The following is a 21,112-nucleotide window of genomic DNA, read 5'->3' as shown; positions in this document are numbered from 1 at the left end:
ACCATCTCAAGCAGAAAAATGCCCTTGTTTGTTCTATTTTGTATTCCAGGAGGCCCTTGCGGCGCTCAGGCGTAGGGGTCGGCAAACCCCAGCTGCTGCATGATTTGCGTCTCGCGGGCCTCCATGGCGTCGGCGTCTGCGGCGCTGCCCTCGTGGTCCCAGCCCTGCGCGTGCAGCGTGCCGTGCACCAGCATGTGCGCGTAGTGCGCATCCAGGCGCTTGCCCTGCGCGCGCGCCTCGCTCTCGACGATGGGCGCGCACAGCACCAGGTCCGCCGTGACCCGGGGCGCGCGGCCGTAGTCAAAGGTGAGCACGTTGGTCGCGTAGTCCCGGCCCCGGTAGCCGCCGTTGAGCTGCCGCCCCTCTTCGGCGCCGACGATGCGCACGGTGATCTCGGCGTCGGCGGCCAGCGCGTGGCGGATCCAGCGCGCCACCCTGTGGCGCGGCAGAACCGCGCGGTGCGCTGCCGCTCCGTCAAAGCGGCCAAATTGCAGCGCCAGGCAGAGTTGCTTCAAGGGCGGCATCGCACGGTCGTACTCGGGGGTGTTCCATGTCAAATGCGGCGGCGCGGCGCGTCGTAGGCGTCGACGATGCGTGCGACCAGCGGGTGGCGCACCACGTCGGCGCTGGTAAAGCGCGTGACCGCGATTCCCTGGACGCGCCGCAGGACGTGCTCGGCGTCGATGAGGCCGCTCATCGCGCCCTTGGGCAGGTCGATCTGGCTCACGTCGCCCGTGACCACGGCGCGGGCGCCAAAGCCGATGCGCGTGAGGAACATTTTCATCTGCTCGGGCGTGGTGTTTTGCGCCTCGTCCAGGATCACGAAGGCATTGTTCAGCGTGCGCCCGCGCATGAAGGCCAGCGGGGCAATGACGAGCGCGTTGCGTTCGAACGCTTTTTGCACCCTGTCGTAGCCCATCAGCTCGTGCAGCGCGTCGTACAGCGGGTGCAGGTAGGGGTCGACCTTCTGCGCCAAGTCGCCCGGCAGAAAGCCCAGGCGCTCTCCGGCCTCGACTGCGGGGCGGGTGAGCACGATGCGCTGCACGGCGCTGCGCTCGAGCGCGTCCACGGCGCAGGCCACGGCCAGGTAGGTCTTGCCGGTGCCTGCGGGGCCGATGCCGAAGCTGATGTCGTGGCTGGCGATGTTCTTCAGATACAGGTTCTGCGTGGGCGTGCGCGCGCGCAGGTCGGCGCGGCGGGTGTTGAGCACGATCGCGTCCCCGCCGGGTGCATCGGGCGGCGCGGGATCACTGGCGAGCATGAGCTGCAGCTGCTCTTCGGTGATCGGCTGCTCGGCCATCTCGTACAGCGCCTGCAGCAGTGCCATGGCCTGCGTGGCCCGGGCCTTGGGGCCCTCGACCCGGAACTGCTCGTGCCGGTGTGCAATGCGCACTTGCAGCGCTGCTTCGATGCTGCGCAGGTGCGCGTCCGCCGGGCCGCATAGCTGCACGATCCGGGAATTGTCGGGAGGGGTGAAGGTGTGGCGCAGGATCACGCTGATAATTCCGGTCGGGCAAAAACATGGCGGGGAAGACGCGCGCTGCAGCTTCGCGCGCGTCGGCAGAGAGACATCCACAGGACATCAATGGGACAGCAATGATAGGCAAATTGACCGGCACCCTGCTGGAGAAAAATCCGCCCGAGGTGCTGCTGGACTGCCACGGCGTGGCCTACGAGGTGCAAGTGCCCATGAGCACCTTCTACAACCTGCCTGCGGCGGGCGAGCGCCTGAGTCTGCTCACGCAGTTCATCGTGCGCGAAGACGCGCAACTGCTGTATGGCTTTGCTACGGCGCCCGAGCGCCAGGCGTTTCGCGCGCTGATCAAGATCGCGGGCGTGGGGCCGCGCACGGCGCTGGCGGTCCTCTCCGGAATGGGCGTCGACGATCTGGTCCAGGCGATTGCGCTGCAAGAGGCGGCGCGCCTGGTGAAAGTGCCGGGGATTGGCAAGAAAACCGCGGAGCGTCTGCTGCTCGAACTCAGGGGCAAGCTGGGCGCCGATCCCGGCGCCGTCCACGGCCCCGCGCTCAGCGCCGCGCAGGCGGACATCCAGCAGGCGCTGGAAGCGCTCGGTTATAGCGACAAGGAGGCGAGCGCGGCGCTCAGGGCGTTACCTGCGCAAACAGGGGTCAGCGAAGGGATCAAACTGGCGCTCAAAGCCCTGGCAAGATAGCACGGCATCGCTCAGCGAACCGCCCTGAAAAAATAGCATCGCATCGCTCCGCGAGCCGGTTCTCCAAGAACAAATTGGCACTTAAAGCCTGGGCAAAATAGCGCATCCTGCCGGTTTGGGTCGGGATAAGAATCAGGGGGGAAAAATGAAGATGCGCCATTGGAGGCCGCTCCTGGCCCGCATGGGCCCGCCGGTTGTCGTCGCGGCGGCGCTATTGGCCGGTTGCGGTGGCGCGGGCCAGAACGGCGGCGTCGCGGCTGCTCAGTCCCCACCGGCGGTGACCCGGGTGGACGCCCGGGTGCAACCCGCGAGCGCCGACCAGGCCCGGCCGAAACCCAAATTGCTTGCTGCGGCCCCGACCCCTTCCCGGGTCTACCTGGGAGCGCTGGCGCAGGAGAAAATCGCTCCCGCCAATTCCGGCGGGGGGCCGCACAGGGTGGGCCTGGCGCGCGCAGCAGAGGCCACCCGCACGGCGCAGCAGACCTTGGAACAACTGCATTGGCAGCCGACAGGCGGCGGGGGCCAGGTGGCGGCGATCAGCTTTCTGGCCGAGGGCGCGCGCGGCCTGCGCCTGGGGGTCGTCATCCGGCAGTTGCCCGCAGGCACCATGCTGCGCCTGTATCGCCAGGCGGATCGCAGCACGGTGCTCCAGATTCCGGGCCAGGAGTTGCTGCAACGCGTCGAGCGCAAGGCGCTCGCGGGCGACGCGGGAATCGACGGCCAGACCTGGTGGACGCCCGACCTCGGCGCGCACGAGGTCACCCTGGAGTTGGAGCTGCCCGCAGGCAGCGCGCAGGCTGCGCTCGACATCGCGATCCCCCGCGTCTCGCATATCTTTGAGGAGCTGTCCCCGACCGGTGCGCGCGCGTTTGCGCCCTGGATGACCAAGTCGGTGTCCTGCGCGCAGGACGCGAATTGTGACGACACCCAGGCCGGCCAACGCGACGCGGTGGCGCGCGTGCGCTTCACGGAGAACGGCGATACCTATCTGTGCACGGGAACGCTGCTCAACGACAGCCTCTCTTCGGGAACGCCCTACTTCCTGACCGCGAACCACTGCATTTCGTCGCAGACCGTGGCCGATACGCTGCAAACGGACTGGTTCTACCGATCGTTCGCATGCAATAGCTACACGCTCTCGGGCGACGCCACCGAGCTCCTGGGCGGTGCCACGTTGCTGTACGCATCGGAGAGCACCGACTCCGCGCTGCTCCTGCTCAACGAAGCGCCGCCTGCGGGCGCGCTGTTTGCCGGCTGGGACGCAAGTCCGCAGGCGCTGGGTTCTGCGGTGACGGGCTTGCACCATTCGCACGGGGACCTGCTGAAGATCAGCCTGGGCAACCTGCTCGAACAAACCTCCTGCAGGGCGGATGGAAAGGCCCGGTTTCAGTGCGACGGAACCACGGGCAACTACTACACGGTGAAATGGAATCTTGGAATGACCGCAGCCGGGAGCAGTGGGTCGGCGCTCTTCAATCGCGCCAACTTGGTGATCGGCATGTTGTACGGCGGCCAAGGCGGTTGCTTCGAGACCAACGCGTTTGACTACTACGGCCGCTTCGACGTGGCCTACGCGGCGGCCCTGAGGAACTGGCTCGCACCACCGGTATCCACCACGGCCACCGCCACCTCCTCCGCCGTCGCTGCTCCCGCCGCCGCTCCCGTCAGCAAGCACCTGGCGGTGTATCGCTTGTACAACGGTGCGACGGGTGCGCATCGCTTCACGCTCAGCACGGATGAGCGCGACGGCATCATCCGCAGTGAGCCCCGCATTGCCGACGAAGGGATTGCGTATTACGTGCAGGCAGACGCCCGTCCGGGGAATATCCCGGCGTACCGCTTCTACAACCCGGCGGGCGGCGCCCACTTCTACACCAGCAGTGCGCAGGAGCGCGACGGGGTGCAACGCGATTCGCCGAACCTGCGCTACGAGGGGGTCGCGTGGTACGTGGCGCCGGACGCGGCCCCCGGCGCATCGGCGGTGTACCGCTTCTACCGGTCGTCGAGCGCGACGCACTTCTACACCATCAGCCTGCCGGAGCGGGACCACGTCATTGCCAGCCAGTCCGACTTTGTTTACGAAGGTGTGGCCTACTACGCATGGACCAGCCCATAGACCCTGCGCAATGACCGTACAGACCGACGACTTCTCTCCTGCCAGACGGGTTCTGTCCGTTGCCCCCGCGTCCCCCCAGGAAGAGGCCATCGAGCGGGCGTTGCGCCCCAAGCTGCTGCGCGAATACGTGGGCCAGGCCAAGGCGCGCGAGCAGTTGGAGATCTTCATCGGCGCGGCGCGCAAGCGCGGCGAAGCGCTGGACCATGCGCTGCTGTTCGGCCCGCCGGGCCTGGGCAAGACCACGCTGAGCCACATCATCGCCGCCGAACTGGGCGTGAACCTGCGCCAGACCAGCGGGCCGGTGCTGGAAAAGCCCAAGGACCTGGCGGCGCTGCTCACCAACCTGGAGAAGAACGACGTTCTGTTCATCGACGAGATCCACCGCCTGTCGCCCGTGGTCGAAGAAATCCTCTACCCCGCGCTGGAGGACTACCAGATCGACATCATGGTCGGCGAGGGGCCGGCGGCGCGCAGCATCAAGCTGGATCTGCAGCCCTTTACGCTGGTCGGTGCAACCACGCGCGCGGGAATGCTCACCAACCCGCTGCGCGACCGCTTCGGCATCGTCGCCCGGCTCGAGTTCTACAGCGCGCAGGAACTGGCGTGCATCGTCGAGCGCAGCGCCGGCCTGCTCGCCGTTCCCATGGACGCCGAAGGGGGGCTGGAGATCGCGTGCCGCTCGCGTGGCACGCCGCGCATTGCCAACCGACTGCTGCGGCGCGTGCGCGACTACGCCGAAGTCAAGGGTGACGGCCGCATCACCAAAGACATTGCCAACCGCGCGCTGGCCATGCTCGACGTGGACCCGCAGGGCCTTGACGTGATGGACCGCAAACTGCTCGAAGCCGTGATCCACCGCTTCGACGGCGGCCCCGTGGGGCTGGACAACATCGCCGCGAGCATTGGCGAAGAGGCCGGAACCATCGAGGACGTGATCGAGCCCTATCTGATCCAGCAGGGCTTCCTGCAGCGCACGCCGCGCGGGCGCATCGCCACGCTGGCGTCGTTCCGGCATCTGGGGGTCACTCCGCCGAGCACGGCAACGCCAGGCCTTTTTGGCGCCTGAGGCCCGGCTGCGGGGCCAGATTCCTCCCTTTCAAGGGGGGTGGACAAACCGCAGACCGGTGCGGGAACGGATAATCGCCCGATGCGCTTTTCTCCCTTTGCGATGGCTTTGGGCCGGCTTTCCGAACCCGCTTTTCCACCCAGTCCATGAATCTGCTCGCCTTCGACAGCAGCACCGACACCCTCTCCATCGCCGTGCAGCACGGCGATGGCGTCTGGCAGCACACGGGCCCTGGCGGCGCGCAGGCATCGGTCGCGTTCATCCCCGCGCTACGCCGTCTGATGGCGCAGGCGCAGCTGTCGTTTGACACGCTGGACGCGATCGTCTTCGGACGCGGCCCCGGCGCGTTCACCGGCCTGCGCACCGCCTGCGCCGTGGCGCAGGGCCTGGCGTTTGGTGCGCGCGGGGGGCTGGGCGTTCCCGTGCTGCCCGTGGACACCCTGCTGGCCGTTGCCGAGCAGGCGCGCGCGCAGCATGGCTGCACCCGGGTGGTGGCGGTGCTCGATGCGCGCATGGACGAGGTGTACCACGCGCGTTTCGAATGGCTGCAAGGCTGCTGGCGCGCCGACGCCGACTTCGGCCTGAGCGCACCGCAATCCGTGCAGGCCCCGGCGGGCTGGACGGTCGCCGGCAACGCCCGCGCGCACTACGGCGAGCGGCTCGCGCCCGGCGCCGAGCATGTGTCCGCCCTGCCCACGGCCGCCGCCCTGCTGCAACTGGCGCCGGCCCTGATCGCCGCAGGCGGCACGCAGCATGCGAGCGCCGCCCTGCCGCGCTATATCCGCGATAAAGTGGCGCAAACCACCGCCGAACGGGCCGCGTCCCGAAACCCCAGCGCATGAGTGTCCAGCCCAGTTCCTTCGCCGCTGCCCCCGACGCGTGCCTGCAGGTGCACCTGGAGGCGCTCACGCTCGCGCGGCTCGATGCCGTGCTGGCGGTGGAGCAGCGCGCCTACTCGCACCCCTGGACACGCGGCAACTTCACCGACGCACTGGCTTGCGACTACCAGACCCAGGTGCTGATGGCGGGCGAGCAGATGCTCGGCTACTTTGTGGCCATGATGGGGGTCGATGAAGTGCACCTGCTCAACATCACCGTCGTGCCCGAATTCCAGCGCCAGGGTTGGGCGCGCATGATGCTCGACGCCCTGACCCTGTGGGCGCGCGGACGCAATGCGCGCTGGATATGGCTGGAAGTGCGCGTGAGCAATCTGCGCGCCCAGCATGTGTACCAGGCGTACGGGTTTCGCCGCGTGGGCGAGCGCAAGCACTACTACCCGGCGGCCCAGGGGCAGCGCGAGGATGCGCTGCTCATGCGCCGGTTCCTTGTGGACCCTGTCCGCTGGCATTCCCGTGGCCCGGAATGAGTTGCGCATGAGCCTTCGCCTCGATGCGCGCCAGCGCGCCATGCTGCAGGAAATGGGGATCACCGTGTGGGGCCCGGCCACCGGGCAGACGCCCCGCGCTGCAACGCCCCCCCCGGTTGCGGCCCCGCGCGCGCGCGCCGAGCGCGTTCCCGACGCGGCGCCAGCGCCCGCGCGCGCCGCAGCGCCAGCGCAGGGCAGCACCGCAGCGGCCCGGCCCACGGCAGTCCACGCCGCTGCGGCACTGAAGCTGCACGCCGCGCGGGCGCTCTACCCCGCCGCGGACCCGGCGCAGACGCCTGCCGGCCTGGGCGCGGGCTGGCTCATCGTGGCGGAAAGCCCGACGTCCTCCGATGCGCCGGCCGGTGACGCCGCGCGCCTGCTGGACAACATGCTGCGCGCCATGCAATTGCACCGGCACCCGCGCGTGTTCCTGGCGGCGCTGGAGCGCCCGGCGTCCGGCGGCGCGCAAGCCGACGGCGACATCCCGGCGGCCCTGGCCACCATGGTGGCCACGCTGCGACCCGCGATGCTGCTCGTGCTGGGCCATGTGGCCGCGCGTGCGGCGCTGGGTCGCAGCGAACCGCTGGGTCGCCTGCGCGCCGCTGCGCACCAGATCGCGGGTTGCCCGGCCGTGGTGACCTACGACCCCGCATTCCTGCTGCGCTCGCAGGCCACCAAGGCCGCCGCCTGGGCCGACCTGTGCCGTGCCCTGGCCACGGTGCGCAGCGCGGGCAGCGGTGCCACGGACGCCTGATTGCGCCGTCATCCCCGAGTCACAGTCCGGACATCGCGCGGTGCCATAATCCGGCGCCTGCCTGTTTTTTTTACGGAGAAATCTCCTTGGAAACCTACCCGAGTCGGTAGCTTTCAACTCCCCGGCCTGCCGTGGGGTTGAAAGCCGCCCCGAACCCCGCACCGCAGACGCCAAATCAAAGGGAGTGAGCCCATGCTCAACATCTTCACGCTCGCCAATGGCCGGTTGTGCCAGGAAGAAATCGAATCCCTGGAAGAACTGGCGCGTTTTCAGCCGATCTGGGTCGATCTGGAAGCCCCAACCCTCGAAGAAAAGCGCTGGATCAAGCAGCACTACGGCCTGTCCATCCCCGAAGACGCGATGGACGAGGACATTGAGGAGTCCGCCCGCTTCTACGAAGAAGACAACGGCGAACTGCATATCCGCAGCGACTTCCTGATTGACGACGCTGAAGACCCGCGCTCGGTGCGCGTGGCCTTCATCCTGAACCAGCACAACGCCAACCTGAAGAGCCAGGGCGTGCTGTTTTCCATCCACGACGAGGACCTGCCCGTTTTCCGCCTGCTGCGCATGCGCGCACGCCGCGCACCCGGCCTGATCGAGGACGCCAAGGAGGTGCTGCTGAAACTGTTCGACGCCGACGCCGAATACTCCGCCGACACGCTGGAGAACGTCTACGACGAACTGGAAAAAGTCAGCAAGCAGGTGCTCGCCGGCGACGTGACCGACACCCGCGCCGGTGAAGTCCTGGCGGCCATCGCCCGCCAGGAAGACTTGAACAGCCGCATCCGCCGCAACGTGATGGACACGCGGCGCGCCGTGAGCTTCATGATGCGCAGCAAGATGCTCAACTCGGGACAATTCGAGGAAGCCCGCCAGATCCTGCGCGACATCGAATCGCTGGACAACCACACCGCGTTCCTGTTCGACAAGATCAACTTCCTGATGGACGCCACGGTCGGTTTCATCAACATCAACCAGAACAACATCATCAAGATATTCTCGGTGGCCAGCGTCGCGCTACTGCCCCCCACGCTGGTCGCGAGCGTGTACGGCATGAACTTCAAGTTCATGCCCGAATTGGACTGGTTGATGGGCTACCCCTATGCGCTCGCGCTGATGGCGATGAGCGCGCTGGGCCCCATGTGGTACTTTCGCAGGCGGGGTTGGTTGAAGTAAGCCCCTGCATGCCAGAGAAGACGTTGCGCCGTGTATCGACCAGAACCTGTGTCCGCCGAGATTTGAAACCACCCGGGAATGCAAACTTCTTATTGGGCGGAATTTACCGGCTTGGCGCTGGTGCACTTTCTGGCCGTCATTGCACCGGGGCCGGATTTTGCCGTGACCATACACCAGAGCCTGCGCTTTGGGCGCGCAGTTGGCATGGTGACGGCCTTGGGCATCGGCGCCGGGATTTCCTTGCACGTCGGCTACACGCTATTGGGTGTTGGCGCATTGCTGCACACCTACCCCTGGTTGCTCACGCTGACCAGCCTGATGGGCGCCGCCTACCTGGCCTACCTCGGGCTGAGTCTGGTGCGCAGCCAAGCCCATGATTTCAGCGCAGACTCCCTGAACCTGAACCCTGCAGACACCGGGGAAGCTCCGCCATTGCGCAGGGCATTCCTGCTGGGTTTCCTGACCAACGCGACCAACCCGAAAGCGACCTTGTTTTTTCTGGCGATATTCACGACGCTGGTTCGGCCAACGACGCCGCTGCTGGTCCAAGGAGCTTACGGCCTGTGGATGTGCAGCGTGAATGCCGCATGGTTCATGCTCGTCGCGGCGCTGTTTACCGTGAACGGTATTCGCGTCGCATTCCTGCGCATTGGCCCGTGGATTGAACGCGTGATGGGGGTGATCCTGATGCTGCTTGCGCTGCGGCTTGTTTGGCAGGTCTTCGCTTGACGGCAATGACAGGGCTGCCCGTGAACACCAGCGTCACCGCCAAGCTCTACCACGAGCTGTTGCAGGCCATTGTCTCGGGCGCGCTCGCGCCCGGCGAGAAATTGAGCGAGCCGGTGATTGCGCGCCGCTTTGCGGCGAGCCGGGCTCCGGTGCGTGAGGCGATCCGCCGCTTGCAGGAGCGCGGGCTGCTCACCTATGTCGTCAACCAGGGCGTGCGGGTCGCGCAGCCGAGCGCGGCGGAGTTTCTGGCCTTGCTCGAGGTGCGCGAGGCAACCGAGGGCATGGCCGCGCGTCTCGCGGCCGAGGCCATGAGCGACGCCGAACTGGCAACGCTTGGAACGCTCGTTGCCGGCCACCGGGACGCGATCGAGCGCAACCCGCATGGCGCCTACTTGCAGGACGAGGCGGAGGCCGATTTTCATTGGCGCATCGCCCGGGGCAGCGGCAACCCGATCCTCGCCGAACTGCTGTGCGAGCAGTTCTACCCGCGCCTGCGCCTGTGCCGGCGCCTGCATTCCACGGTCGCCGGGCGGGGACGACAGGCCTGGCAGGAACATATGCGCATCACCGAGGCAATCGGCCAACGCGACGGCGAGTTGGCGGAAGTGCTGATGCGCCGGCATATCCGCGCAGCGCGCAGCGCGCTCCAGCAGGCCCTGAACGCAGCCGACAAGACCCGCAAATGATCCCCCCGCGCAAGGACTTCAGCGCCCACGGTCCAGGGCCTGAGAAATTCACCAGCGCCCAACATCCCCTTGTAAACTGCATTCACCGCAGCTGGATCATGTCCATCCATGGCGAAAATCCTTCGCCATGGAAGCCGCAAGATGCGACAGGGTCGTCAGAGCAAGCTCAGGGACCGAAGGGCTGTAGCGCCAGGCACGGTGAGTCCGTCCGACTTGCGGGCATTGAGTCAGAAGGTGCGCTACGTCGGCCACGGGAACCACAAGCGGTTTCCGGCGGACTATGGCCTGACAAGTACCAGCCCACGGCCTACAAAGTCACTCTGCGACATGGCGAGGACCATCCGGCACGAAGAGGCTTTGGCCTTGCTTGTCAGTGGCGTTCTCAAAGGAACCATCAGCGCGCCGCGCGGGGACGGATTTCCGAAGTACATCTGGTCAGTTTCTGCTGCGCGGGAAGTGTTTGAAGCCAAATCCCACCCGAATGACAGTGGGCGCTACCATGGATATCCGCTCGAATATGAAGATGCCATGCGCGCCTATGTTCTCTCAATCTGGAAATAGCGATGCCGAGTAGCTGGGAAATCGATGTGGACTGGCAACCCCTGGAAGACGGGGAGCCCGAGGAAGCGGCCTGCCTGGCCTTGATCGGTATGCGCGCCTATGGTGTGCAACTGACGCAGGGCCACGACAAGCTCCTTGACAGTCTCAGGCAGGCCCCTCTGCTTTCCGGCTACCACTTGGCGCTGTGGTTTGCTTCCAACTGGTGGCGCTTGCGCTGGGAGCCCAGGCGCCAATCAACGGCCTGGGCTTTGGCGCACGGCATGGCGAGCATCGGGGAGGGCTACATATGGCCGCACATCGACTTCGCATCCGATGGCCGGTTCGTGCTGCTCAACGCCAGGCCCACGCTGAACCGACCTGGCACGCCTTTCCGGTACATCGCGCCTGAAACCACCTCCGCAATCGCCGCCGCGGATTTTGAAGCGGTGGTCGACGCGTTTGTCGCCACCGTCGTCCAGCGTCTCAAGGACCGCTCCTTGGCGGCAACCGGGCTTGAGTCCACTTGGTCCGCCGTGGTTGAGGAACGCGCCTCGCAAGCAATGACCACCAGAAGAAAGCTGGAAGCCTTGCTGGGATTCGACCCGCAGGACATGGACGAGTCCCGGTATGCCCGGTTGGAGGACGAAAGCAGGCGCATCGGCGCGGCAACGGTCGAGGAATTGGCCGCCGCGGCGGACCACGACGGATCCATCCCGACGGCTTCTGATCTGGACGCGATGGGCCGTGCGAGGGGTTACCCCTGCGGCGGATTCATTCAGCCTGCATCCGTCAGCGAACGCGGACCATCGGTGTTTGCCTGGAAGTCCGGCGAGACAGCCGCCAAGCTGCTGCGTGATCAAGAGCACCTTGGCCTGAACCCGATCACCAATGACACCCTGTCGGGTCTATGCGGCCTGCAAACCAAAGTCCTGAAGCCGGAAGATCGAACGGCTACAAGCCCGCAATTGTCATTTTTCGAACGTGGCAGGGCTGGAGAAGGCCGCGTTGTCCTGCGCTCCAAGTGGGCAGAAGGGCGCCGCTTCGATCTGGCGCGCCTGTTGGGCGACGAGTTGATGCGTGACGAGGACGAGCCCTTCAGTCCCGCCACCCGCTCGCAGACCTATCGCCAAAAGGCACAACGCGCGTTTGCTGCGGAGTTGCTGTGCCCGTTCCAAGCCGTCGAGGACATGCTCAATGGCGACTACTGCGAAGAAGCCCAGCAGGACGTGGCGGCGCACTTCAGCGTCTCTTCCCAGACCATCCGGACCCAACTCGCAAACCACGGGCGGATCGACCGGTTTGAACCTGACTGGGAGGTAGGCGCTGGCAGGTTGGTATCGCCTGATTGATCTGCGATTGAGAAATGCTCAACATCCCCCCGGGAACCGCACCTGGATGGTCACAGGGCGTGCTGCGCCCGTGAGCCAAACCTTGAATTCCCGTCGTGACACATGGAAGTAATAGCAGCCGTTGAAGCTGTCTTCTCTGCTGCTGGCGTCCTTATTGGCGCAATCCATGGCCAGTTCCACCCACCTTTTATCCAGATTGTCCTTTTCCACAGCGGCGGTCCAAGACGGTCTCCAGGGGAATTTGATGTTCGGTTCGTAGATCTCGTCACTGCGCTCAACCCACGTCAGCGCGGGACGCAGGGAGGTGAATGCTCCCGGTTTTTCAGCGCCAGAAATCCCAGTATCTTTGTCGCCGTCTGACAGGGCCACTTGGTAGTATTGCCGCCTCTTGATGCGCACAGGCTTCTCATCGAGGATCACCTCCAGCGAGTTCGTAATGGGCGCATTGAACTCGAAAACGCCGGAGGCGTTAGCCACCAGTGGTTCGGAGACATTGCCATCTTCGTCCTTGATCCGTATCTCAAGCGCATGGACAGGGATACACAGCAGAGCCAGAGCCGTGCCAAAGCACGCCGCCAGGCGGGAGATGACAGCAAATCGCCATTGGATAAATGGGTTTTGATACGCTTGCTGCAACAGCGATGATTTCGAGTTCATTTGAATCCTCCAATGGCGCGGATGCGCAACGTGATGGCAGGGTTGGGTGGAAGCAAGGGAAAACCAGTCAGCGTCCACGGTCCAGGTCTAGCCCAGGGCGTTTGAGCTCGGGTTTGGCGAAGCGGCAGTTCGCCAGCACCGGCAAGACCCGGCGTGCATGCCGGATGCGCGCCGGGTCGATCTCGGCGGTCAGCAGGGCCGGGCCTTCGGCGGCGCGTGCAATGACCACGCCCAGGGGATCGACCACCATGCTGTGGCCGATGTTGCGCTCGCCGCATTCGCCCGTGGCCACTGTGTAGCAGGTGTTCTCGAGGGCGCGCGCGGTGAGCAGCACCTCCCAGTGGGCCTCCTTGCGCGGGCCCTTGACCCAGGCTGCGGGCAGCACCAGCACCTCGGCGCCGTCGAGCGCAAGGCGCCGGGCCAGTTCGGGAAAGCGCAGGTCGTAGCAGGTCATCAGGCCGATCTTCAGCCCCGCGACATCGACCAGGGGCGGCACCTCGTCGCCGGGCGCGACGCTGCCCGACTCCTGCACCGAGAACGCGTCGTAGAGATGGAGCTTGCGGTACTGCGCCAGGAGCTTGCCGTCGCGGATCGCGATCAGCAGGTTGAAGACCTTGTCGTTCGCTGCGGGCACGTGGACGCACATCATCACCGTGCTCTGCGCGCCGCGACTGGCTTGCAGCAGCTGGGTCACGAACGGGCCGTCGAGCGGCTGCGCCGACTTGCGCACCAAGTCGGGGTCGGTGATGTCGCGCGCCAGCACGCCCTCGGGCAGGACCAGCAGATCCGCGCCCTGGCGCCCGGCCTGCGCCATCAGATCCAGGCAGGTGTCGGCATTGCGCTGCCATTCACGGTCAACGGCAAACTGGCCGAGTGCGACTTTCATCATGCATCCTTTGTTCCAATGCCCTGCTGCTGCCCGGCCAGCGGAAACAATTCCCGGGGCGAGAGGCAGGTCTGCGTGATTCTCTGGGCGTGCAGTTCCTTGCCGAAGTCGGCAATCATTTGCTCATTTTGCACAAAGCCGTTGCGGTTCCATGAATCCGGCAGGTCGCGCGCGGTCTGTTGCAGTTCGTCAATGATCCAGGGCGTGGTGTCCGCGTACTTGCGGCGCTTTTCCAGCCAGAGCCGGGCCGCCTCGTCGAGCAGTTCGCTGAGCGCCTGCGGCAGGCCCGGCCAAGCCTGCACGAGGGCCTTTCTGATTCCCAGCACATGGATTCCGGGCACGTAGCCCGTGGTCCGAAAATAGTCCACCTCGGCCTGCCGGCAATGGGGCAGCAGGGGCCGCAGGCCGCAGGCCGGTTCAAAAAAGCCGGGCGGCATGAAGGGCGTGAAGACGGCGTCGAGCGCGCCCGCGTGCAGCAGATCGACCAGGGGGCGCTCGTCCGCCACGGCCTCGATGTGGCCCGCCTGCCCATGGCCGTGGAGCCGATCGACGACCGGGTGCGCGGCCGTCAGGCGGCCGACGAACCACTGGGCGTCGGCCATGCCGATGCCGGCCTGGCGCAGGATGGCGCGGGTCCAGACGTTGCCCGAGTCCTGCCAGCCAGTCAGCCCGATGCGCTTGCCGGCGAGCTGCCCGATCTGCGTCCAGGGGCTTTGCGCCGCCGTGATGATGCAGCGGTGGCGGAATGCGCGCATCAGGAAATGCGGCACACCGACGATGGCCTCGTCGCCGCGCGCACGCGCCTGGGCATAGCGGCTGAACGAGATCTCGCCGGCGTCGTAGCGCGGATCGGCGGCCAGGTCCTCGGGAAGGGTCCCGACACGGTGGAGTTCGACCTGGACTTCGCTGGAGCGCAGATCACCGAGCGCCAGGGGCGTCAGATAGTCCCAGTCGCGCACCGCCAGGCGCAGCACGGTCTTTGTCATCGCGGTCCGTTCCCCGTTCAGTCGAGCGCAATGCCGCGGTCCTGCGCCAGCGCGCGCGGCTCTTGCGTTGCTCTTGCAGCAGCGCGTCGCCGATCAACGCATCGGTCTCGGTGTCGCCCATCGCCTGCAGCTTGGCGCGGACCTGGGGCGATTGCAGCGTCTCCTTCAGCGTGTGCTGCAATTTTGCGAGCACGGCCGGCGGCGTGGCGCGGGGCGCGTACAGGGCGGTCCAGCCCAGCAGTTGCAGTTGCGGGTAGCCCAGTTCACCCACCGTCGGCACCTCGGGCAACGCGGCCAGGCGCGTGGTGTCGGTCACGGCCAGGGCCCGGAGCTTGCCGGCCCTGATCAGCGCCTGCGTGGCCGAAGGCGTGTCGAACTGCATGTCAACGCTGCCGCCCAGCAGGTCCACCTGGGCCGGGCCCGGTCCCTTGTACGGCACGTGCCTGAGCGGGCTGCCACTCAGCAGGCTGAGCATTTCTCCCAGCATATGCGGGTTGGTCCCCGGGCCGGCGCTGGCGTAGCTGATTTTTTCGGGCTTGGCCTTGGCGCTTGCGAGCAGTTCATCCAGGCTCTTGATGCCGGACTGGCTGTTGACCACCAGCAGAAAGGGCGAGACGCCGATGCGCCCGATCGGCGCGAAGTCGGCGTCGGCGTCATAGGGCAGCTTGCGCTTGGACACCGCCGGCAGCATCACCATCACGCTCGATGCCCCGACGAGCAGCGTGTAGCCGTCGGCCGGGGCCTTGGCGACCACATCGACCCCGATGGAGCCGCCCGCGCCGGCGCGGTTGTCAACCACCATCTGCTGCCCCAGTCTGCGCCCCATGTCTTGCGCCACCAGCCGGGCCGTCACGTCCGACGACGAGCCGGGCGTGGTGTGCACGATCAGCTTGATCGGCCGCACGGGATAGTCCTGCGCATGGCCCGCATGGCTGGTGAGGGCCACGAGCCCGATGAGCAGGAGAAAGGAAGCGATTCGACCTTGCATGGGATGACTCCGTGGTGGGTGCTGGCAGCGGATACCGGGTACCGGATACGCCTCGTTGCGCAGAACACTGTATGTCGCTGGATGCGCGCAGGCCAATTGGAATTTTCAACCGCACACGGCGGTGCGCCTTGCAAGCACCATGGGGCATGCAAGGGCCAGGCTGCTGCGGGGTGTTTCATTCCAGCCGGAGCTGGACTTCCTTGATCACGGCGGCCCATTTGCGCCTTTCAGCGACCAGGAACTCGCGGAATTCGTCCGGGCTGCTGCCAACGACCTGCATGCCGTCCTGAACCAGGCGTTGCGCGATCTCCGGCTGGCGCAGCACCTGCACCAGATCGCGTTGCAAGCGCGCAAGCACGTGGGCCGGGGTGCCCTTGGCCGCGCACAGCCCGGTCCACGCCACGGGGTCGAACCCGGGCAGGCCGGCCTCGGCGAATGTGGGCACCTCGGGCAGCGACTGCAGGCGCTGTAGCGCCGCCACGCCAAGCACGCGCAGCTTGTCGGATTTGGCGTAAGCCAGGGAGCTGATGGGTTGATCGAAGATCATCGAGACTTGGCCGCCGATCAGGTCCGTCATCGCCTGCCCCGTTCCCTTGTAAGGCACATGGACGATGTGGATGCCGGCGCGCAACTTGAGCATTTCCCCCGCCAAGTGGCCCATCGTGCCGTTGCCGGACGAGGCGAAATGGAGTTCGCCCGGATGGGCCTTGGCGTAAGCAATCAGTTCCGGGACGCTGCGGATCGGCAGCGCCGCGTTGGCCAGCGCAATGTACGGCGTGTTGGCGATCAGCGAGACCGGGACGATGTCGGTCCGTGGGTCGTATCCGGGTTTCTGCAGCAGCGGCTGTATGGTCAGCAACCCGGTGGTGCAAATCATCAGGGTGTGGCCGTCGGCGGGCGCTTTGAGCATGCTGTCGGCAGCGATGCTGCCCCCGGCGCCGGGGCGGTTGTCGATCAGCACCTGCTGGCCCAGCGCCTCGGACAGCTTGGGCGCCAGCAGCCGGGCGACGATGTCGTTGGAGCCCCCAGGAGAAAACCCCACCAGGATGCGCACGGGCCGCACGGGGTATGCGGGCTCGGCATGCGCGGTGGGGGCCAGCAGCAACGCGCTCGTCACGGCAAGGCAAAGGCATTGGAGCAGGGGGTTCATGGTGCGGCCTGGGTCTATGGAATGCAGGAATCGGCCGTGCCGCCCACGGCGGGCGTCAACGCCGCAGCGGCGGCCGCGATCCGGCGGCAGCCCTCGTCGAGTTGCGCGCTGCTGGTGGCAAACGACAGCCGGAAGTGGGAATCGACGCCGTAGGCCGAACCCTGCAGCACCGCCAGGCCCTGCGCGTCCAGCAACCAGTCGGTCCAGTCGTCGCCGCAGCGGATCAGTGCTCCCTGCGGCGTGCGCGCGCCCATCAGCGCTGCGCACGAGGCGAGGACGTAGAACGCACCGGCCGGCGCCTGGCAGGCAATGCCGTCGATCTTGCCGAGCGCTGCGACCACCCTGTCGCGGCGCGCCTGCAGGAGCGCCTTGTTGGTCGCGATGAAATCCTGTGGGCCATCCAGCGCCGCGATGGCCGCGGCCTGTGCGACCGCGTTCGCGCCGGAGGTGCTCTGCGATTGCAGGGTCACCATCGCCCGGATCAGCGGCGCCGGCGCGCCGGCGTAGCCTATGCGCCAGCCCGTCATCGCGTAGGCCTTGGAGACGCCGTTGACCGTCAGCGTGCGCTCCTTGAATGACGGGGCGGCTTGCGCCAGCGTGACGAAGGCGGCGTTGTCGTAGGTCAGGTGCTCGTAGATGTCATCCGCGAGCACCCATACCTGCGGGTAGCGCTCCAGGACCTCGGCCAGGGCCAGCAGTTCGGCGCGGGTATAGGTGGCGCCGCTGGGGTTGTTCGGCGAGTTCAGGATCAGCCAGCGGGTGCGCGCGCAAAGGGCCTGCTCGAGGTCTTGCGGCCTGAGCTTGAAGCCGTTGTCCGGCGGGCAGGGCACGAACACCGGTCGGCCACCGGCAAACCGGGTGATGTCGGGGTAGGACACCCAGTAGGGCGCGGGAACGATGACCTCGTCGCCCTGCTGCACCGTGCACATCAGCGCATTGAAGATGATCTGCTTGGCGCCAGCGCTGACGATGATCTCGCTGAGCTCGTAGTCCAGCCCGTTCTCCCGCCGGAATTTTTCCGCGACGGCGTGGCGCAATGGCTCGGCGCCGCCGACGTCGGTGTAGCGCGTCTGGCCGGCGTTCATCGCGACCCAGGCCGCTTGCCGGATGTGCAGCGGGGTCTCGAAATCCGGCTCGCCGGCGGTCAGGCCGATCACGTCGCGCCCCGCAGCGCGCAGTTCCCGCACCCGCTGCCCCGCCATGGAACTGGCGGAGGGTTTGATCCGGCGAAGTCTGTCGGCGAGCTCGAGCATGTGGCGTGGTGGCGGCAAGGGGTCTGGGTCCGGGAGAGAAGTATCCGCCACGGCCGCGCTCCGGAAAAACGAGACGGATCGACCGCAGGTCCCTCAGCCGGCTGAGTCGGCTGGCGCCGGTTTCTTGCGCGCGCGCACGCGGGCCAGAAGCGGCGGGAGCACCAGCACGAGGAGCGCGAGCACGAGCAGCGTGGCGGCTGTGGGTGTGCCGATGAGCACGTGCCAATCACCCTGGCCGACCGCCAGCGCGCGCCGCAGCTGGATTTCCGCCTGCGGTCCGAGGATCAGGCCGATCAGCACCGGGGCAATCGGGAAGTCATGGACGCGTGCGACATAGCCGATCAGTCCCAGGCCGCACATCAGCGCCAGGTCCATCCAGGAGGTCGATGCGCCCCAGACGCCGACCAGCGCAAAGACGATGATTCCGCCATAGATATAGTGCCGTGGCAGCAGCAGCAAGCGCACCCAGACGCCGACCAGCGGCAGGTTCAGCACGAGCAGGATCAGGTTGCCGATGTACAGGGAGGCGATCAGCCCCCAGAGCAGTTCGGGGTTGGTGTCAAACAGCATGGGACCGGGCTGCAAGCCGTAATTCTGAAACGCCGCGAGCAGCACGGCGGCGGTTGCGGTCGAGGGCAGGCCGAGGGTCAGCAAGGGCACCAGGATTCCCGCGGCGGCGGCGTTGTTCGCCGCTTCGGGGCCGGCGACGCCCTCGATCGCGCCGTGGCCGAATTCCTCGGGATGCCGGGACAGGCGGCGCTCCAGCGCGTAGGACAGGAAGGTCGGGATCTCGGTGCCGCCGGCGGGCAGCGCGCCAATCGGAAAGCCGAGGAGGCTGCCGCGCAACCAGGGTTTCCAGGAGCGGCGCCAGTCCTGGCGCGTCATCCAGCGGCCGCCCGCAAGCGGGTTCGGCGCCGCCGGGATGCGGCGGCTGTGCCCGGCCACGTAGAGCGCCTCGCCGACGGCGAAGAGCGCGACCAGAACGACGGTGAAGGAGACGCCGTCGAGCAGTTCGAGCCGGCCAAAGACCATGCGCGTCTGCCCGGTCTGGGCGTCGATGCCTATCGTTCCCAGCGCCAGGCCGAAGAACAGCGCGGTGAGGCCGCGCACCAGGGAACGCCCCATGACCACGGCGACCGCGGTGAAGGACAGCATCATCAGCGCGAAATAATCCTCCGGCCCGAAGAAGAAGGCCAGTTCGGCAATCGTCGGCGCCAGGAAACTCAGCGCCAGCGTGCCGACCGTTCCCGCGACAAAGGAGCCCAGCGCCGCCGTCGCCAGCGCGGCGGCGCCGCGCCCTTGGCGCGCCATGCGATTGCCTTCGAGCGCGGTCATCACCGTGCCGCTTTCGCCGGGGGTGTTGAGCAGGATCGACGTGGTCGAGCCGCCGTACAGCGCGCCATAAAGGATGCCGGCGAACATGATGAAGGCCGAGGTGGGCTCCACGTGCGCCGTCACCGGCATCAGCAGCGCGATCGTCAGCGCCGGCCCGATTCCGGGCAGGACGCCGACGGCGGTTCCCAGGGCGCAGCCGACCAGCGCCCAGAACAGGTTCATGGGCTGCAAGGCGACGGCAAACCCGCCAAGGAGTTGGCTCGGGATGTCCAGCATCGCGTCAGCCCGGCAGGGGCAGGAAGGCGCCCAGACCGATGCCCAGGCGGGAGAAGACGAACCAGGTGAGGCTGCCGAGCAGCGCGCCGACCACGAGGTCGCGCCCCGTGCGCGGCGAGCCGAAGGCGCGGGCCACCAGCGTGAAGGCGAGCATCGCGGTCAGCGGAAAACCGAGCCAGCGCATCGTCAGCAGCGGAACGCCCATGCCCGCCAGCGCGAGCAGCAGGGCCTGGCGTGACGCCGGCGCTGCGCTCGCGTCCGCGTCCGCGTCTCCGTCCCCATCCGCGTCCTCGGGCGCGACGGCCGTGAACGTGCCGCGCAGCGCCTGCACGATCAGAATCAGTCCGAGAAGCGTCAGGCCGATCCCTTCCACAAAGACGATGGCCTCCGGGCCCAGCCCGACGTACCCGGTGGTGGAAGCGATCCCGGACGCGCCATGGATCCAGAGCGCGCCCATCAGGGCAACCCCCAGCCCGATCCACCATGGCCGCGCCACCCGGTTTGCTTTGTGTGTGTCGTGCATCGTTCGGTCTCCTGCGAAATGGGCGTGGAAATCGGCGTGGGCCATGGCGCGCAGCGCTTGCGGTCGGCCGGGGGCTATTTCAGAATGCCGACGTCCCTGAGCGTGTCCGACCAACGGGCCTCCTCGCTCTTGAGGAAGGCGGCGAACGCGTCGCCCGGCAGGTAGGCGTCTTCCCAGCCCTGGGTTTTGAGCGTCTCCTGCCAGACCGCAGACCCGTGCAGCGCGGCGAAGCGATCGAGCCAGAGCTTGCGCGCGGCCGCGCTCATTCCGGGTGCGCCAACGAAACCGCGCCAATTGCCCATCTCCACCGGAATTCCGGATTCCCTGAGCGTGGGCGCATTCAGTCCCTCGACCCGCGTGGGGCCGGAGACCGCGATGATGCGGATGCGGCCGGAGTCGGCGAAGCGGCGGAACTCCGAGACGCCGGAGATCGCGGCCCGGAGCTTGCCACCGCCCAGCGCGGTGAGGATCTCGCTGCCGGAGAAGGACACGAAATTGATCTTCGAGACCGGTGCGCCGGCGTGCTTGGCGAGCAGCGCGAGCATCACGTGGTCGACGCTGCCAGCCGACCCGCCGCCGACCGGGAGCGCGCCCGGATCGGTCTGCAAGGCCTGCATGAAGTCCTGCACCGTCCTGATGGGCGAAGCGGCCGGAACGGCGATCGCGTTGTACTCGTTGGTCAGGCGCAGCAGCGGCGTGGTGTCGGCGAGCGACACCGGCGTCTTGTTGCTGATGGTGCCGCCGACCATGATGACGCCCGTCACCATCAGCGCGTTGTCGTCGCCCTTGGCGGTGCGGACGAATTCGGCCAGGCCGATCGTTCCCGCCGCGCCGCCCTTGTTCGTGAAGGACGCGCCATCGGTAAACACCTTCGATCGGGCAAAGGCCGCCAGCGTGTGGCGGGCGGCGCCGTCCCAGCCGCCGCCCGGATTCGCCGGGATCATCACCCGCGCGGGGTCGGCCACGGCCGTCCCGGAAACCAGCGCCAGCGCCAGCGCGCCAGCCATCACCATTCGCTTTTGCATTGTGTGTCTCCTCTGTCTCCATCTCCATGTCGCCCTGGCGCACCGTGCGCGCAGGGTCGATTGCCGCCTGCTCTTG

At 66.9% G+C, this 21,112-nt stretch carries 22 protein-coding genes; 11 read left to right on the top strand and 11 right to left on the bottom strand.

The genetic code is table 11. The features are described from left to right. Positions 1-65: 65 nt before the first annotated feature. Together ybeY and D5041_RS00375 are read right to left on the bottom strand one after the other, a co-directional pair. Positions 66-524, bottom strand: coding sequence for an rRNA maturation RNase YbeY (gene ybeY / locus D5041_RS00380; RefSeq protein ID WP_265284356.1), 459 nt, complete (start codon positions 522-524; stop codon positions 66-68). A gap of 29 nt (positions 525-553) precedes the next feature. Continuing rightward, complete coding sequence (locus tag D5041_RS00375; protein ID WP_010104591.1) at positions 554-1,495, bottom strand: PhoH family protein; 942 nt, start codon at positions 1,493-1,495, stop codon at positions 554-556. Positions 1,496-1,596: 101 nt separating this feature from the next. Here D5041_RS00375 and ruvA point away from each other — a divergent pair, with 101 nt between their 5' ends. From ruvA to D5041_RS00320, 11 genes are all read left to right on the top strand, one after another. Beyond that, positions 1,597-2,172, top strand: coding sequence for a Holliday junction branch migration protein RuvA (gene ruvA / locus D5041_RS00370; RefSeq protein ID WP_265259484.1), 576 nt, complete (start codon positions 1,597-1,599; stop codon positions 2,170-2,172). Positions 2,173-2,317: 145 nt separating this feature from the next. Continuing rightward, positions 2,318-4,288, top strand: a complete 1,971-nt coding sequence (locus D5041_RS00365; protein ID WP_265283574.1) for a trypsin-like serine protease — start codon at positions 2,318-2,320, stop codon at positions 4,286-4,288. Between the two features lie 10 nt (positions 4,289-4,298). After that, a complete protein-coding gene (gene ruvB, locus D5041_RS00360) occupies positions 4,299-5,354 on the top strand; it encodes a Holliday junction branch migration DNA helicase RuvB (RefSeq protein WP_029554150.1) in 1,056 nt (351 codons plus the stop codon). 146 nt (positions 5,355-5,500) lie between these two features. Continuing rightward, complete coding sequence (gene tsaB, locus D5041_RS00355; protein WP_265259482.1) at positions 5,501-6,196, top strand: tRNA (adenosine(37)-N6)-threonylcarbamoyltransferase complex dimerization subunit type 1 TsaB; 696 nt, start codon at positions 5,501-5,503, stop codon at positions 6,194-6,196. Then, on the top strand, positions 6,193-6,720 hold the full coding sequence (gene rimI / locus D5041_RS00350) for a ribosomal protein S18-alanine N-acetyltransferase (RefSeq protein WP_050809443.1): 528 nt from the start codon (positions 6,193-6,195) through the stop codon (positions 6,718-6,720). Before tsaB ends, rimI begins: the two co-directional genes overlap by 4 nt. A 7-nt stretch (positions 6,721-6,727) precedes the next feature. Then, positions 6,728-7,474, top strand: coding sequence for a uracil-DNA glycosylase family protein (locus D5041_RS00345; RefSeq protein WP_265259481.1), 747 nt, complete (start codon positions 6,728-6,730; stop codon positions 7,472-7,474). Positions 7,475-7,666: 192 nt separating this feature from the next. Continuing rightward, positions 7,667-8,653: a magnesium/cobalt transporter CorA gene (gene corA, locus D5041_RS00340; RefSeq protein WP_010104022.1), complete on the top strand. Its 987-nt coding sequence runs from the start codon at positions 7,667-7,669 to the stop codon at positions 8,651-8,653. 78 nt (positions 8,654-8,731) lie between these two features. Then, entirely contained in the window at positions 8,732-9,382 is a 651-nt protein-coding gene (locus D5041_RS00335; protein ID WP_010104024.1) for a LysE family translocator, read from the top strand. Positions 9,383-9,387: 5 nt separating this feature from the next. Continuing rightward, complete coding sequence (locus tag D5041_RS00330; RefSeq protein ID WP_010104025.1) at positions 9,388-10,068, top strand: GntR family transcriptional regulator; 681 nt, start codon at positions 9,388-9,390, stop codon at positions 10,066-10,068. A 327-nt stretch (positions 10,069-10,395) separates the two neighbouring features. After that, positions 10,396-10,629, top strand: coding sequence for a hypothetical protein (locus D5041_RS00325; RefSeq protein ID WP_138927848.1), 234 nt, complete (start codon positions 10,396-10,398; stop codon positions 10,627-10,629). A gap of 26 nt (positions 10,630-10,655) precedes the next feature. Continuing rightward, positions 10,656-11,957 carry an ImmA/IrrE family metallo-endopeptidase gene (locus D5041_RS00320; RefSeq protein ID WP_265283573.1) on the top strand — a complete coding sequence of 434 codons (1,302 nt, stop codon included), beginning with the start codon at positions 10,656-10,658 and terminating at the stop codon, positions 11,955-11,957. A gap of 18 nt (positions 11,958-11,975) precedes the next feature. Here the strand turns inward: D5041_RS00320 and D5041_RS00315 are convergent, their stop codons facing one another. From D5041_RS00315 to D5041_RS00275, 9 genes are all read right to left on the bottom strand, one after another. Then, positions 11,976-12,614: a hypothetical protein gene (locus tag D5041_RS00315; protein WP_265283572.1), complete on the bottom strand. Its 639-nt coding sequence runs from the start codon at positions 12,612-12,614 to the stop codon at positions 11,976-11,978. Positions 12,615-12,681: 67 nt separating this feature from the next. Beyond that, a complete protein-coding gene (locus tag D5041_RS00310; RefSeq protein ID WP_265283571.1) occupies positions 12,682-13,503 on the bottom strand; it encodes a deaminated glutathione amidase in 822 nt (273 codons plus the stop codon). Next, a complete protein-coding gene (locus D5041_RS00305) occupies positions 13,500-14,486 on the bottom strand; it encodes a substrate-binding domain-containing protein (RefSeq protein ID WP_265283570.1) in 987 nt (328 codons plus the stop codon). The genes D5041_RS00310 and D5041_RS00305 overlap by 4 nt, the downstream gene beginning before the upstream one ends. Next, positions 14,419-15,474: a Bug family tripartite tricarboxylate transporter substrate binding protein gene (locus D5041_RS00300; RefSeq protein ID WP_265283569.1), complete on the bottom strand. Its 1,056-nt coding sequence runs from the start codon at positions 15,472-15,474 to the stop codon at positions 14,419-14,421. The genes D5041_RS00305 and D5041_RS00300 overlap by 68 nt, the downstream gene beginning before the upstream one ends. A 175-nt stretch (positions 15,475-15,649) precedes the next feature. Next, the gene (locus tag D5041_RS00295) at positions 15,650-16,624 is read right to left on the bottom strand and encodes a Bug family tripartite tricarboxylate transporter substrate binding protein (protein WP_265283568.1); all 975 of its coding nucleotides are present in this window, start codon (positions 16,622-16,624) and stop codon (positions 15,650-15,652) included. Positions 16,625-16,638: 14 nt separating this feature from the next. Then, complete coding sequence (locus tag D5041_RS00290) at positions 16,639-17,877, bottom strand: pyridoxal phosphate-dependent aminotransferase (RefSeq protein ID WP_265284354.1); 1,239 nt, start codon at positions 17,875-17,877, stop codon at positions 16,639-16,641. Between the two features lie 93 nt (positions 17,878-17,970). Beyond that, complete coding sequence (locus tag D5041_RS00285) at positions 17,971-19,488, bottom strand: tripartite tricarboxylate transporter permease (protein WP_265283567.1); 1,518 nt, start codon at positions 19,486-19,488, stop codon at positions 17,971-17,973. 4 nt (positions 19,489-19,492) lie between these two features. Next, positions 19,493-20,011: a tripartite tricarboxylate transporter TctB family protein gene (locus D5041_RS00280; RefSeq protein WP_265283566.1), complete on the bottom strand. Its 519-nt coding sequence runs from the start codon at positions 20,009-20,011 to the stop codon at positions 19,493-19,495. A 74-nt stretch (positions 20,012-20,085) separates the two neighbouring features. Further along, entirely contained in the window at positions 20,086-21,036 is a 951-nt protein-coding gene (locus D5041_RS00275; protein ID WP_265283565.1) for a Bug family tripartite tricarboxylate transporter substrate binding protein, read from the bottom strand. Positions 21,037-21,112 lie beyond the last annotated feature (76 nt).

The organism is Verminephrobacter aporrectodeae subsp. tuberculatae (assembly GCF_026127385.1).
Taxonomy (GTDB): domain Bacteria; phylum Pseudomonadota; class Gammaproteobacteria; order Burkholderiales; family Burkholderiaceae_C; genus Acidovorax; species Acidovorax aporrectodeae.
This window is presented reverse-complemented; position numbering and strand designations above follow the sequence as displayed.

Coding starts and splice junctions, on each gene's coding strand:
- D5041_RS00315 (WP_265283572.1), bottom strand. CDS start 12,614: ATGAACTCGAAATCATCGCTGTTGCAGCAAGCGTATCAAAACCCATTT.
- D5041_RS00275 (WP_265283565.1), bottom strand. CDS start 21,036: ATGCAAAAGCGAATGGTGATGGCTGGCGCGCTGGCGCTGGCGCTGGTT.
- D5041_RS00305 (WP_265283570.1), bottom strand. CDS start 14,486: ATGACAAAGACCGTGCTGCGCCTGGCGGTGCGCGACTGGGACTATCTG.
- ruvB (WP_029554150.1), top strand. CDS start 4,299: ATGACCGTACAGACCGACGACTTCTCTCCTGCCAGACGGGTTCTGTCC.
- D5041_RS00280 (WP_265283566.1), bottom strand. CDS start 20,011: ATGCACGACACACACAAAGCAAACCGGGTGGCGCGGCCATGGTGGATC.
- D5041_RS00295 (WP_265283568.1), bottom strand. CDS start 16,624: ATGAACCCCCTGCTCCAATGCCTTTGCCTTGCCGTGACGAGCGCGTTG.
- D5041_RS00300 (WP_265283569.1), bottom strand. CDS start 15,474: ATGCAAGGTCGAATCGCTTCCTTTCTCCTGCTCATCGGGCTCGTGGCC.
- rimI (WP_050809443.1), top strand. CDS start 6,193: ATGAGTGTCCAGCCCAGTTCCTTCGCCGCTGCCCCCGACGCGTGCCTG.
- D5041_RS00285 (WP_265283567.1), bottom strand. CDS start 19,488: ATGCTGGACATCCCGAGCCAACTCCTTGGCGGGTTTGCCGTCGCCTTG.
- D5041_RS00310 (WP_265283571.1), bottom strand. CDS start 13,503: ATGATGAAAGTCGCACTCGGCCAGTTTGCCGTTGACCGTGAATGGCAG.
- tsaB (WP_265259482.1), top strand. CDS start 5,501: ATGAATCTGCTCGCCTTCGACAGCAGCACCGACACCCTCTCCATCGCC.
- ybeY (WP_265284356.1), bottom strand. CDS start 524: ATGCCGCCCTTGAAGCAACTCTGCCTGGCGCTGCAATTTGGCCGCTTT.
- D5041_RS00325 (WP_138927848.1), top strand. CDS start 10,396: ATGGCGAGGACCATCCGGCACGAAGAGGCTTTGGCCTTGCTTGTCAGT.
- corA (WP_010104022.1), top strand. CDS start 7,667: ATGCTCAACATCTTCACGCTCGCCAATGGCCGGTTGTGCCAGGAAGAA.
- D5041_RS00290 (WP_265284354.1), bottom strand. CDS start 17,877: ATGCTCGAGCTCGCCGACAGACTTCGCCGGATCAAACCCTCCGCCAGT.
- D5041_RS00335 (WP_010104024.1), top strand. CDS start 8,732: ATGCAAACTTCTTATTGGGCGGAATTTACCGGCTTGGCGCTGGTGCAC.
- D5041_RS00365 (WP_265283574.1), top strand. CDS start 2,318: ATGAAGATGCGCCATTGGAGGCCGCTCCTGGCCCGCATGGGCCCGCCG.
- ruvA (WP_265259484.1), top strand. CDS start 1,597: ATGATAGGCAAATTGACCGGCACCCTGCTGGAGAAAAATCCGCCCGAG.
- D5041_RS00345 (WP_265259481.1), top strand. CDS start 6,728: ATGAGCCTTCGCCTCGATGCGCGCCAGCGCGCCATGCTGCAGGAAATG.
- D5041_RS00330 (WP_010104025.1), top strand. CDS start 9,388: ATGACAGGGCTGCCCGTGAACACCAGCGTCACCGCCAAGCTCTACCAC.